The organism is Cedecea sp. AS113 (genome assembly GCF_037152415.1).
In the GTDB taxonomy this organism is placed as follows: domain Bacteria; phylum Pseudomonadota; class Gammaproteobacteria; order Enterobacterales; family Enterobacteriaceae; genus Cedecea.
Genome location: NZ_JBBCMI010000001.1, coordinates 346,896 through 359,595, shown reverse-complemented (window position 1 = coordinate 359,595; position 12,700 = coordinate 346,896). Strand labels below are relative to the sequence as shown.

The 12,700-nt window shown below is 57.0% G+C and carries 11 protein-coding genes; 10 read left to right on the top strand and 1 reads right to left on the bottom strand.

Translation table 11 applies throughout. The features are described from left to right. Positions 1 to 7 precede the first annotated feature (7 nt). The 8 genes from WFN87_RS01720 (at position 8) to cirA (ending at position 8,976) form a co-directional block, all read left to right on the top strand. Positions 8 to 676, top strand: coding sequence for an amino acid ABC transporter permease (locus WFN87_RS01720; protein WP_336819217.1), 669 nt, complete (start codon positions 8 to 10; stop codon positions 674 to 676). Then, positions 673 to 1,329, top strand: a complete 657-nt coding sequence (locus tag WFN87_RS01715; RefSeq protein WP_039304915.1) for an amino acid ABC transporter permease — start codon at positions 673 to 675, stop codon at positions 1,327 to 1,329. The genes WFN87_RS01720 and WFN87_RS01715 overlap by 4 nt, the downstream gene beginning before the upstream one ends. Then, positions 1,310 to 2,047: an amino acid ABC transporter ATP-binding protein gene (locus WFN87_RS01710; RefSeq protein WP_039295413.1), complete on the top strand. Its 738-nt coding sequence runs from the start codon at positions 1,310 to 1,312 to the stop codon at positions 2,045 to 2,047. Before WFN87_RS01715 ends, WFN87_RS01710 begins: the two co-directional genes overlap by 20 nt. A 189-nt stretch (positions 2,048 to 2,236) precedes the next feature. Beyond that, positions 2,237 to 3,706, top strand: coding sequence for an amino acid permease (locus WFN87_RS01705; RefSeq protein ID WP_008459942.1), 1,470 nt, complete (start codon positions 2,237 to 2,239; stop codon positions 3,704 to 3,706). A gap of 180 nt (positions 3,707 to 3,886) precedes the next feature. Then, on the top strand, positions 3,887 to 5,002 hold the full coding sequence (locus WFN87_RS01700; RefSeq protein ID WP_336981729.1) for an ABC transporter substrate-binding protein: 1,116 nt from the start codon (positions 3,887 to 3,889) through the stop codon (positions 5,000 to 5,002). A 15-nt stretch (positions 5,003 to 5,017) separates the two neighbouring features. Next, the gene (locus WFN87_RS01695) at positions 5,018 to 6,094 is read left to right on the top strand and encodes a FecCD family ABC transporter permease (RefSeq protein WP_008459946.1); all 1,077 of its coding nucleotides are present in this window, start codon (positions 5,018 to 5,020) and stop codon (positions 6,092 to 6,094) included. Continuing rightward, the gene (locus WFN87_RS01690; protein ID WP_085938913.1) at positions 6,091 to 6,879 is read left to right on the top strand and encodes an ABC transporter ATP-binding protein; all 789 of its coding nucleotides are present in this window, start codon (positions 6,091 to 6,093) and stop codon (positions 6,877 to 6,879) included. Before WFN87_RS01695 ends, WFN87_RS01690 begins: the two co-directional genes overlap by 4 nt. A 126-nt stretch (positions 6,880 to 7,005) precedes the next feature. Next, positions 7,006 to 8,976 carry a catecholate siderophore receptor CirA gene (cirA, locus tag WFN87_RS01685; RefSeq protein WP_336981649.1) on the top strand — a complete coding sequence of 657 codons (1,971 nt, stop codon included), beginning with the start codon at positions 7,006 to 7,008 and terminating at the stop codon, positions 8,974 to 8,976. A gap of 757 nt (positions 8,977 to 9,733) precedes the next feature. Here cirA and fghA read toward each other — a convergent pair. Continuing rightward, entirely contained in the window at positions 9,734 to 10,570 is an 837-nt protein-coding gene (gene fghA, locus WFN87_RS01680; protein ID WP_336981647.1) for an S-formylglutathione hydrolase, read from the bottom strand. Positions 10,571 to 10,808: 238 nt separating this feature from the next. On the opposite strand from fghA, the gene folE reads away from it, so the two are divergent. Continuing rightward, positions 10,809 to 11,474, top strand: a complete 666-nt coding sequence (gene folE / locus WFN87_RS01675; RefSeq protein WP_008455254.1) for a GTP cyclohydrolase I FolE — start codon at positions 10,809 to 10,811, stop codon at positions 11,472 to 11,474. Between the two features lie 20 nt (positions 11,475 to 11,494). Further along, positions 11,495 to 12,652 (top strand): DUF418 domain-containing protein YeiB, encoded by a 1,158-nt coding sequence (gene yeiB, locus WFN87_RS01670; RefSeq protein WP_166991072.1) that lies wholly within the window; start codon positions 11,495 to 11,497, stop codon positions 12,650 to 12,652. Positions 12,653 to 12,700 lie beyond the last annotated feature (48 nt).

Below are 12,700 nucleotides of genomic sequence, written 5' to 3'. Positions count from 1 at the left end.
GCCGGGGATGACCACGCAACTTGATTTTGCCGGTCTGCTGCCTTACTGGCCGGAGTTATTGTCCGGCCTGTGGGTGACGCTGGGGCTCACTTTTATGGCGACGGTCGGTGGCGTGGCTATCGGCATTACCGGGGCGGCCATTCGCAGCGGAAAGCCAGGGCTGTTAAGCCTGGCGTGGGGCGGATACGTGGAACTGATTCGCAACACGCCGTTCGTTGTGCAGCTGTTCTTTATTGTCTTTGGGCTCCCTGCGCTGGGGTTAAAGCTCAACGCCGGGGAAGCGGCGCTTATCGCGATGCTGATTAATTTAGGGGCTTACAGCACCGAGATTATTCGCGCAGGTATTCAGGTGACGCCGAAAGGGCAGTGGGAAGCGGCTCGCGTGCTGGGATTAAGCCGTAGCCAGACCTTTTTACGCGTGGTGCTGCCGCCGTCGCTGAAGCGTATTTATCCGTCGCTGGTCAGCCAGTGCATCATTGTGATGCTGGGCTCTTCCGTGGTGTCCCAGGTGTCCTGCGAAGATCTGACCTTTGCGGCCAGCCTCATTCAGTCGCGTACCTTCCTCAGCTTCGAGGTCTATCTGGTGACGACCTTAATGTACCTGGTGCTGTCGTTAATGATGCGTCAACTGCTGCTGGCGGCAGGGCGGAAATGGTTGGGGAGTGATGTCGGATGATGACGTTTACCGACTGGGATATCGTGCGCAACCTGCTGCTGGCGGCCCGCTGGACGGTGCTGCTGTCGCTGATTGCTTTTTTCTGCGGCACTCTGGTGACGCTGCCTTTATTGCTGCTGCGCATGAGCCGCTGGAAATGGCCCAAACGCTTCATCAGCGCCTACGTCGCGCTGTTTCAGGGCACGCCGCTGCTGATGCAGTTGTTCCTCGCTTTCTTCGGCATTGCGCTGTTTGGCATTGATGTCAGCCCCTGGACGGCGGCCACGCTTGCTCTGACGCTGTTTACCAGCGCGTTTTTGCTGGATATCTGGTACGGCAGCATTCGTGCTTTGCCTAAAGGCCAGTGGGAAGCCTGCCGCTGCCTCGGTTTGAGCTTCGGGCAGACGCTGTGCCGGGTCATTGCCCCACAGGCGATGCGTATCGCCGTGGCACCCACGGTTGGGTTTTCGGTGCAGGTCATTAAGGGCACGGCCCTGGCCTCGATCATCGGTTTTGTCGAACTAACCAAAGCCGGCACCATGCTGAACAACGTCACGTTTGAGCCGTTTAAAGTCTTTGCCCTGGTGGCGCTCGGCTATTTCTTACTTTGCTATCCGCTGTCGCGCTACAGCCGCTACCTGGAGAAAAAATTTAATGCCGCTCATCACCATTAATGATGTACAGAAATATTATGGCGACAATCACGTCCTGAAGGGCGTTAGCCTGGATATCGACATGGGCGAAGTGGTGTCGATCATCGGCCGCAGCGGCTCCGGCAAAAGTACGCTGCTGCGCTGCATGAACGGGCTGGAAGGCTACCAGGACGGCAGCATCAAGCTGGGCGGCATGACCATTACCGACCGCGAGTCACAGGCGCGTGAAATCAGCCGTTCCGTGGGGATGGTGTTTCAGAACTTTAACCTATTCCCGCACATGACCGCGCTGGAAAACGTGATGCTGGCGCCGCGCCGGGTGCTGAATAAAAGCGCCGCCGAATGCCGCGAGTTGGGGCTGGAGATGCTCAATAAAGTCGGCCTGGGCGAGCGGGTGGATTACTACCCGGCTAACCTGTCCGGCGGCCAGCAGCAGCGCGTGGCCATTGCCCGCGCGCTGGCAATGAACCCAAAAGTCTTGCTGTGCGATGAAATCACCTCGGCGCTTGATCCGGAACTGGTGGGCGAAGTGCTGAAAGTACTGGAGCAGCTGGCGGCAGAAGGCATGACGCTGATTCTGGTCACTCACGAAATGAACTTTGCCCGGGAAGTCGGCGACCGCGTGGTGTTTATGCACCAGGGCAAAGTGTGGGAGCAGGGGGAAAGCAAGTCGTTCTTCGCCAATCCCCGGACTCAGGAACTGCAGCAGTTTATTTCGTCCGTGCGCGGGCTGGGTTAATCTTTGACCGCCGGGCAACTGAGCGCGCCGGCGGTTTTTTAATTCCCCTCAAATTATCGGCCTGATAAGTGCCTCGCTAATAATCGCCGGGCGATCATGAAGCTCTCTTATAACCCGGGATTTCTGCTATCTGAACAAAGACGTTTTGTTACAATCTTGCCTCATTTTTTGGATAGGCAACAATTTCCTATGGTTTCACAAGATAAAACGACAGAAGCGCCTGGCTTACGCCGCGAATTAAAGGCGCGCCACCTGACGATGATCGCCATCGGCGGATCCATCGGCACGGGGCTTTTCGTTGCCTCTGGGGCAACAATTTCTCAGGCAGGACCGGGTGGGGCGCTGCTCTCTTATATGCTGATTGGCCTGATGGTGTACTTCCTGATGACCAGCCTCGGCGAGCTGGCGGCGTTTATGCCGGTGTCCGGTTCTTTCGCGACCTACGGCCAGAAATATGTCGAAGACGGCTTCGGCTTCGCGCTCGGCTGGAACTATTGGTACAACTGGGCGGTGACCATCGCCGTTGACCTCGTGGCCGCACAGCTGGTGATGAATTACTGGTTCCCGGACACCCCTGGCTGGATCTGGAGCGCGCTGTTCCTGGGCATTATGTTCCTGCTGAACTGGATCTCCGTGAAGGGCTTTGGCGAAGCGGAATACTGGTTCTCGCTGATAAAAGTGACCACCGTCATCATCTTCATCATTGTGGGTGTGATGATGATCGTGGGTATTTTCAAAGGGGCGCAGCCGGTAGGCTGGAGCAACTGGACAACCGGCGACGCGCCGTTTGCCGGGGGCTTTGCCGCAATGATCGGCGTGGCGATGATCGTCGGCTTCTCTTTCCAGGGCACCGAGCTTATCGGGATTGCCGCCGGTGAATCCGCTGACCCGGAGAAAAACATTCCTCGCGCCGTGCGCCAGGTGTTCTGGCGTATCCTGCTGTTCTACGTGTTCGCGATTCTGATTGTCAGCCTGATCATTCCTTATACCGATCCAAGCCTGCTGCGCAATGACGTGAAAGACATCAGCGTCAGTCCGTTCACTCTGGTGTTCCAGCACGCGGGCCTGCTGTCTGCGGCGGCGGTGATGAACGCCGTTATCCTGACGGCGGTGCTGTCTGCGGGTAACTCCGGGATGTACGCTTCCACGCGCATGCTTTACACCCTGGCCTGCGACGGCAAAGCGCCGCGTATTTTCTCGAAGCTGTCCAAAGGTGGCGTGCCGCGTAACGCGCTGTATGCGACCACCGTTATTGCCGCGCTGTGTTTCCTGACTTCTATGTTTGGCAACCAGACCGTTTACCTCTGGCTGCTGAATACCTCGGGGATGACCGGCTTTATCGCCTGGCTCGGGATTGCCATCAGCCACTATCGCTTCCGTCGCGGCTACGTGCTGCAGGGCAACGACATTAACGACCTGCCGTACCGCTCGGGCTTCTTCCCGATTGGGCCGATCTTCGCGTTCGTGCTGTGCCTGATCATCACGCTGGGCCAGAACTACGAAGCGTTCCTGTCGGATACCATTGACTGGGGCGGCGTGGCGGCGACCTATATCGGCATCCCGCTGTTCCTGGCTATCTGGTTTGGCTACAAGATAACGAAGGGCAGCCGCTTTGTGCGCTACAGCGAAATGGAATTCCCGAAATTTCGTGAGAAATAAGCCTTAGCAACAATAAGTTACTCTTTAGAGGGCGTGATCATCACGCCCTTTTTTATTTCGCTCTCGCCAGCAATAATTCCTCCAGGTTATAGTAGAGAACAATTAAATTGATAACCATTATCATTTGCTTTATCGTTAACGCCATTCTTTAAGGAACGAAGGAGTGTTAGCGTGAAGCGTATGATTAAATTCAAGAATATTTGTCTGGCCCTGGCATTAACCGCCGCTGGTTTGCCTGCCGCACTGGCCGCGACGGTGACCGATATCGTCGGGCGTGAAGTAACCATCCCGCAGAAGGTTGACCGCATTTTGCTGGGGGAAGGGCGGCTGTTTTATGCTCTGGCGCTGCTGGAAGGGCAAAAACCGATTGACCGTATCGTCGGCTGGCAGGGCGATTTCCGTAAGTTAGATACGCAGACTTACGCGGAATATAAAGCGAAATTCCCGAAAATTGATGACATTCCGCTGATTGGCAGTACCACCGCCGACAGCGTCAGCCCGGAAAAAGTGCTGACTTTACACCCAGACGTGGCGATTTTTGGCCTGTCTGGTCACGGCCCTGGCCGCCACAGCGAGCTGGTCTCTCAGCTTGAAAAAGCGGGCGTCCCGGTGGTCTTCGTTGATTTTCGTACCTCGCCGCTGAAAAATACCTTGCCGAGCATGCGCGTGCTGGGCAAAGTGTTGCATCGCGAGAAACAGGCCGATGATTACATCGCCTTTTATGAAGCAAACCTGAAAAAAATTACCGACGTCACCGGCAAGATGGCGGAAAAAGACAAGCCATCCGTGTTCATAGAACTGCGTGCGGCGGCCATGGAAGAGTGCTGTGGTTCGGCGGGCAAGGGTAACATGGGCGACTTCATCGACCTGGCGGGCGGCACGAACATTGCCAAAAATCTGCTGCCGGGCGCGCTGGGCACCGTAAACCTGGAAAAAGTGCTTGCCGCTGACCCGCAGATTTATATCGCCAGCGGCGGTAAAGCCCCTGGCTCAACCTCTCCGGGCGTAGTGCTTGGCGCTCAGGCTACTCAGGCCGAAGCGCAGGCCAGCCTGAAGAGCGTGCTGGAGCGTAAAGGCATTGACCAGTTAACGGCGGTCAAAGAAGGGCGCGCCTATGGCGTATGGCACAATTTCTACAATTCGCCGTACAACATCCTCGCGATTCAGGCGATGGCAACCTGGTTCCATCCACAGCAGTTTGCTGAGGTGAACCCGGAACAGACAATGCAGCAACTTTATAAACAGTTCCTGGCGGTCGAGCCAACGGGAACGTACTGGACCGATCTTAAGAAGTAACGAAGGTAAGACTTAATGAGTGCCACCACCGATCCAATGCCAAACGAGGCGCAGCCTGCCACCATTATGGGGCGATACCAGCAGGTGCTACGTCACCGCTATTTGCTGATGGGGGCGTTGGTTATTGCGATTTTCGCCTCGCTGCTGCTGGACTTTACCCTTGGTCCGTCCGGGCTGCCGCTGGATACGCTGTGGCAGACTCTGATTGACCCGGCCAGCGCTAACGCCGGTACGCGGGTGATCGTGTGGGACATTCGTCTGCCTTATGCGCTGATGGCGCTGCTGGTCGGTATGGCGCTGGGCCTGGCGGGGGCGGAGATGCAAACCATCCTCAATAACCCGCTGGCCAGCCCGTTTACCCTCGGCGTTTCCTCCGCCGCGGCCTTTGGTGCCGCGTTGGCGATTATCCTCGGCATCGGTATTCCTGGGGTGCCCGATCAGTGGTTTATCTCCGCCAACGCCTTCGTCTTTGCACTGTTTGCCGCGCTGATGCTGGACGCCATTACCCGCTGGACCCGCGTGGCAAGTTCCGGCGTGGTGCTGTTTGGTATCGCGCTGGTGTTCACCTTTAACGCCCTGGTGTCGATGCTGCAGTTTATCGCCAGCGAAGACACGCTGCAGGGGCTGGTGTTCTGGACGATGGGCAGCCTGGCGCGAGCCTCCTGGGACAAGCTCGGCGTGCTGCTGCTGGCCTTCGCCATCATCATGCCGATTTCTATGCTGAGTTCCTGGAAGCTGACCGCGCTGCGCTTAGGCGAAGATCGTGCTGTCAGTTTTGGCATCGACGTAAAGCGTCTGCGTTTAGGCACGTTGCTGCGCATCAGTATTTTGTCCGCGCTGTCCGTGGCGTTTGTCGGCCCCATTGGTTTTATCGGCCTGGTGGCACCGCACATCGCCCGTATGCTGTTTGGCGAAGATCATCGTTTCTATCTCCCGGGCAGCGTGCTGGTCGGTGCTCTGGTGCTGTCGCTGGCGTCGGTTGCCTCTAAAAACATTATCCCTGGCGTCATTATTCCGGTGGGGATTGTCACCTCTCTGGTGGGCGTGCCGTTCTTCCTGAGTATTATTCTGCGCCATAAGGGGAACGTGTGATGCAGGGCTTAAAGATTGATGCATTCAACGCCGGTTACCCGAAGCGTCAAATCATCGAAAACCTGAGCGTGCCAACGCTGCCGCGGGGCAAAATCACCGTGCTGCTGGGGCCGAACGGCTGCGGGAAATCGACGCTGCTGCGTTCGCTGGCGGGGCTGAATCGCGCGGAAGGGCAGCTGTATCTTGATGGTGAAGACTTAATGGCTTTGCCGTTCGCCAAACGCGCCGAAAAAGTGGTTTATCTGCCGCAGTCGCTGCCGCAGGGCGTCCATCTCCACGTGCTGGAGTCCATTATCGTGGCCCAGCGCGCGTCCGGTGGCCGCCACAGCGCTGAAAGCGAAGCGCAGGTCATGCAATTGCTGAAACAGCTGGGGATCTCGCACCTGGCGCTGAGCTACCTCGACCAGCTTTCCGGCGGGCAAAAACAGCTGGTGGGCCTCGCGCAGTCTTTGATTCGCCGTCCGTCCCTGCTGCTGCTCGACGAACCGCTGAGCGCGCTGGATTTAAATTACCAGTTCCACGTCATGGATCTGGTCGCCCGCGAAACCCGCGAGCGTAATATCGTCACCGTTGTGGTGGTGCACGACATCAATATTGCTTTACGCCATAGCGAGCACGTTCTCATGCTGCGCGACGGCAAACTGGTTGCCAGCGGCGAGCCGGAGGAAGTGATTACTCCGCGCAGTCTGGCCCAGGTTTACGGCGTGAAGGGGCGCATTGAACGCTGCTCACAGGGCGTTGCCCAGGTGCTGATCGACGGCCTGGTGGAAACGCCCACCGTATAACAACGCATTTCAGAAATACTAAGGAACACAGTATGCAGCCGGCGGCCAATGTAGCCGCTGGCGCATAGTGCAATGTGAGCGCTAAACGGTTGTTTCGTTTGTAATTCACCTCATGGAGAGAAAGAAATGTTAAGGTTGAATCCCATTGTCCGGGGAGGACTTTGTGCGTCTTTACTTGGTCTGGCTTTTCCCGTCATCGCCGACGATCGTGAAGAAACCCTCGTTGTCACCGCGTCTGCCACCGAGCAAAACCTCAAAGATGCGCCCGCCAGTATCAGCGTCATCACCCGGGACGAACTGCAAAAAAAACCGGTTAACAATCTGAAGGATGTGCTGCAGAACGTGCCTGGCGTCCAGCTGACCAACGAAGGGGATAACCGCCGGGGCGTCAGTCTGCGAGGCCTGGACAGCAGCTACACCCTGATTCTGGTGGACGGTAAACGAGTCAACTCCCGTAATGCGGTATTCCGCCATAACGACTTCGATCTGAACTGGATCCCGGCGGATGCCATCGAGCGCATCGAAGTGGTGCGCGGGCCGATGTCCTCCCTGTATGGTTCCGACGCCCTCGGCGGCGTGGTGAACATCATCACCCGTAAAGTTGGTAAAGCCTGGCACGGCACCTTCACCGTAGATTCCACGGTGCAAGAACACCGCGATCGCGGCGACACCTATAACGGCAACTTTTTCACCAGCGGCCCGCTGATTGACGACGTGCTGGGCGTAAAAGTCTATGGCAGCCTGGGCAAGCGCCAGAAGGACGGCCAACAGGCGTCAACGACCAACGCCAGCGGCCTGACGCCGCAGATTGAAGGCTTCACTTCCCGCAATGCCAGCACCGAGTTTGCCTGGACGCCGGCTGAAAATCAGGATGTCACCGTGGGCTACGGCTTTGACCGCCAGGACAGGGAATCTGACTCGCTCGATAAGAATCGCATCGAACGTCAGGATTACTCCCTCGGGCATAACGGCCGCTGGGGCTTCGGCAATACCGAACTGCGTTTCTATGGCGACAAAATCGATAACCTGAATCCAGGCAACAGCGGGGCGATTACTTCACGCAACAACAGCCTGGACGGCAAACTGGTGCTGCCGCTCAGCGACATCAACCAGTTCCTGACCTTCGGCGGGGAGTGGCGGCATGACAAGCTGAGCGATCCGGTGAATATTACCGGCGGTAATAGCTCGCAAACCTCGGCCAGCCAGTACGCCCTGTTTATTGAAGACGAATGGCGCATCTTTGAGCCGCTGGCGCTGACCACCGGCATTCGTATGGATGACCATGAAACCTACGGTGACCACTGGAGCCCGCGGGCCTATCTCGTTTATAACGCGACGGATACCGTCACCGTCAAAGGCGGCTGGGCTACGGCCTTCAAAGCGCCGTCTCTGCTGCAGCTTAGCCCGGACTGGACCAGTAAATCCTGCCGTGGTGCCTGCCAGATTGTCGGCAGCCCTGATCTGAAGCCGGAAACCAGCGAAAGCTTTGAGCTGGGGCTGTATTACGCCGGGGACGAAGGCATTCTGGACGGCGTGAGCGGTAGCGTGACCGCTTTCCAGAACAACGTTGAGGATATGATTGATATTCAGCGTACCGCGAACCGTAGCGTGGCACCGTCTTACTCAAACTTTGTGGGCTTTGATAAGAGCGGTAACCCAATCTTCCGCTATTACAACGTGAACAAAGCTCGCATCCGCGGCGTAGAAACCGAGCTAAAAATACCGTTTAACGACCAGTGGAAGCTGTCGCTGAACTACACCTATAACGACGGGCGTGACCTGAGCAACGGCGGCAATAAGCCGCTGCAGCAGCAGTCGTTCCACACCGCCAACGGCACCGTTGACTGGGCGCCGCTGGAGGACTGGTCGTTCTATGTGTCGGCGAACTACACCGGCAAGCAGCGTGCGGTTTCTGCAACGGATAAAACGCCCGGCGGCTACATCGTGTGGAACACCGGCGGAGCCTGGAAAGCGACCAAGAACGTGAAGGTGCGGGCAGGGGTTCTGAACCTCGGCGACAAAGATCTGAATCGTGATATCTACAGCTATAACGAAGACGGTCGCCGCTACTTTATGGCGCTGGATTATAGTTTCTAAGTTGTGGATACCCGTCCCTGGAACGGCGGCAATGTTTCTTTAAATTTCGCTGTCCAGGGCGGCGACTATATTTTTCTTTCTAAATCTTCAGGGAGAGATCTTTTGCCCTGTCGTTGTTCCGTTCACCTGTAGATTTGTTTTCCCTCTACGCTCAGAGTACGGTGAACGTGTCAGGGGGCATTACGCCATGCCCCCTGACAACCCCCGGTACCCGGCGAGTTCATCGCCGCTGAAGCGGTAAACCCACCGGCTATCACCCAAACATTCGGGGTCGTTCGCGATTCGTTCCCGACGATCGCTCTCTTTCGCTGTTCCCGGCAGCTCAACCCCGCCTGAGTTGGGTCATAGCCGGGGGCGCTGAGAGCCGGGAACAAGGGCGTGGCTGTGAGACTTACAGCTATCCAAACGTTCAGAGTGGCTGCGGGTTTAAAGCGAGGCACGGTTCCGGCTTAAATCGCCTCCGTTTTCTCTCCGACTGGCCAGGGTCCGGCCGTCGGGAACGGCCGGAGGCTGAGAGCGTCGGGAACGCATCTCAGCCGACCCAGGACTGGGAGATAAAACGGAGGTTTGCCGCTTCAGCGGTCGATTTATTTGGCCGGGAGTCCGGGTTCTTAGGGGAGTGACGGTGACTCCCCTAAGACGTTCACTGGTGATGGCGCTACAGATAAAGCAGGACTGGAAGTGAACGGAACTATAGCCGCTCCTTTATAGCGCGACTTTGTGACTAAGAGACAGCGGCCAGGTGACAGGCAACGCCCTATCCCCGCAAATACTCCGCATGAAAACGAAGATGATCCTCTACAAACGTCGCGATGAAGTAGTAGCTGTGGTCGCAGCCCGGCTGTATGCGCAGCGTCAGCGGCCAGCCTTTCTCCTGCGCAACTTTCTCAAACTCTTCCGGCCTTAGCTGGTCGGCGAGGAACTGATCGTCATCCCCTTGATCGATAAGCATTGGCAGCTGTGCCGACGGCGAGGCTTTACCCAGCAGGCAGCAGCTGTCCCACTTTTGCCACAAGGATTCATCTTCACCCAAATAGGCTCTAAAGGCTTTTTGCCCCCACGGCACGCGGGTTGGGTTAACAATCGGTGCAAAAGCCGATACAGACCGGAAGCGTCCGGGGTTTTTCAGCGCCATGATCAATGCGCCGTGTCCACCCATGGAATGGCCAAAGATCGACGCTTTTTCGCTGACGCTAAAGTTCTCTGCAATCAGCTGCGGCAGTTCGTCACGCAGATAATCGTACATGCGGAAGTGCGTGGCCCACGGCTGCTGAGTCGCGTTGAGGTAAAAGCCCGCGCCCTGGCCCAGGTCATAGCCTGCGTCGTTAGGGACTTCTTCGCCACGGGGGCTGGTGTCCGGCATCACCAGAACAATACCAAGCTCGGCCGCTACGCGCTGCGCGCCCGCTTTGGTCGTGAAGTTTTCGTCGTTGCAGGTTAGCCCGGAAAGCCAGTAAACCACTGGCGGCGGGGAGGCGCTTGCCGGCGGTGGCAGAAAAATACTGAACGTCATTGGGCAGTTAAGTAGGGTGGACGCGTGGCGCCAGCGCTGCTGCCAGCCTTCGAAACATCGGTGCTCTTCCAGTAATTCCATCCAGAGGATCCTTATCTATTTTCAAGACTTATGAACAACTTTCACTTCACCTGAGTCTAGCCATCCCGCATTATGGCCGCAACGGTATTGTTCTCGCCCGCTCAGGCAATGAACGGTATTTTCGATTTCAATAATTATGCCCGGCACTACTGGATTCTAAGCACGTGCTGCCGCACAATAAGCGGACACTTTGCCCCATGAAGGGCAGAGGTCAGCCACACCTGCAGGAGAAAACAGCATGTCATCACTCTCGAAAGAAGCCGCCCTGGTTCATGAGGCGCTGGTTGCGCGCGGTCTGGAAACGCCGCTGCGTCCGCCGTTGCGTGAACTGGATAATGAAACCCGTAAAAGCCAGATTGCCGCCCATATGACGGAAATCATGCAGCTGCTTAATCTCGATTTGAGTGACGACAGCCTGATGGAAACTCCGCATCGCATCGCCAAAATGTATGTCGATGAGATTTTCTCCGGCCTGGACTACGCCAATTTCCCGAAAATCACCGTCATTGAAAACAAAATGAAGGTGGATGAAATGGTCACCGTGCGTGATATCACCCTGACCAGCACCTGCGAGCACCACTTCGTGACCATCGACGGGAAAGCCACCGTGGCGTATATCCCGAAAGATACCGTCATCGGCTTGTCTAAAATTAACCGCATCGTGCAGTTCTTTGCTCAGCGCCCGCAGGTTCAGGAACGCCTGACCCAGCAGATCCTGATTGCGCTGCAAACGCTGCTGGGCACCAACAACGTGGCGGTGTCCATTGATGCGGTGCATTACTGCGTGAAAGCGCGTGGGGTAAAAGACGCCACCAGCGCGACCACCACCACCTCGCTCGGCGGCTTGTTTAAGTCGAGCCAGAATACGCGTCAGGAGTTCCTGCGCGCAGTACGCCACAATTAATCCCCCCCAGGCAGGTATCCGTGGAGAGAAATGTCACCCTGGACTTCGTCCGCGGTACCGCCATTCTGGGCATTCTGCTGCTCAATATTGTCGCCTTTGGCCTGCCGAAGGCGGCTTATCTCAACCCGGCCTGGTATGGCGAGATAACCTCCCGCGACGCCTGGACCTGGGCGGTGATGGACCTGTTTGCCGAAGTTAAATTCCTCACGCTTTTTGCGCTGCTCTTTGGGGCTGGCCTGCAAATGCTGCTGGCTCGCGGCTCACGCTGGATCCAGTCGCGGCTGACGCTGTTAGTGCTGCTGGGGTTTATGCATGCGCTGCTGCTGTGGGATGGCGACATTCTGCTGGCATACGGCCTGACCGGGCTGGTGTGCTGGCGGCTGATTCGTGACGCGACGGGGCAAAAGCAGCTGTTTAATACCGGCGTCGTGCTGTACCTCATCGGTATTGGCGTCCTGTTGCTGCTGGGCGTCATTTCAGGTGACGGCATTAATCGCTCCTGGGTGCCGGATGCGGCCAACCTGCAATATGAGCAGTGGTGGAAGCTCGGTGGCGGCGTGGAAGCTATCAGCAACCGCGCCGATTTGCTCTCTTCGAACCTGGTGGCGCTGGGGGCGCAATACGGCTGGCAACTGGCGGGCATGATGCTGATTGGCGCGGCACTGATGCGCAGCGGCTGGCTGAAAGGGGAGTTTAGCCTGAAGCATTACCGGCGAACTGGTGCCATTTTGATCGTCATCGGCATGGCGATTAACCTGCCGGCAATTTTAGCCCAGTGGCACCTGAAGTGGGATTTCCGCTGGTGTGCGTTGCTGTTACAGGCCCCACGTGAGCTGAGCGCTCCTTTTCAGGCGATTGGCTATGCTGCGTTGGCCTGGGGCTTCTGGCCGCAGCTGTCCCGTTTCCGGCTGGTGGGCTGGATTGCCTGCGTCGGTCGGATGGCGCTGACCAACTACCTGCTGCAAACCATTCTCTGCACAACCTTGTTCTATCGCTTTGGTTTCTATATGAAATTTGACCGTTTATCGCTGCTGGCTTTTGTGCCTGCGGTGTGGGCGGCGAACATTCTGCTGTCGGTGTTATGGCTGCGCTATTTCCGCCAGGGACCGGTGGAATGGCTGTGGCGGCAGCTAACCGCCCGTGCTTCAGGGACCGCCTTACACAAAGCACAGAGATAATGATATTCGTCACAAAGGTTAACGAATTGTATGTAACCGCTTTCATCA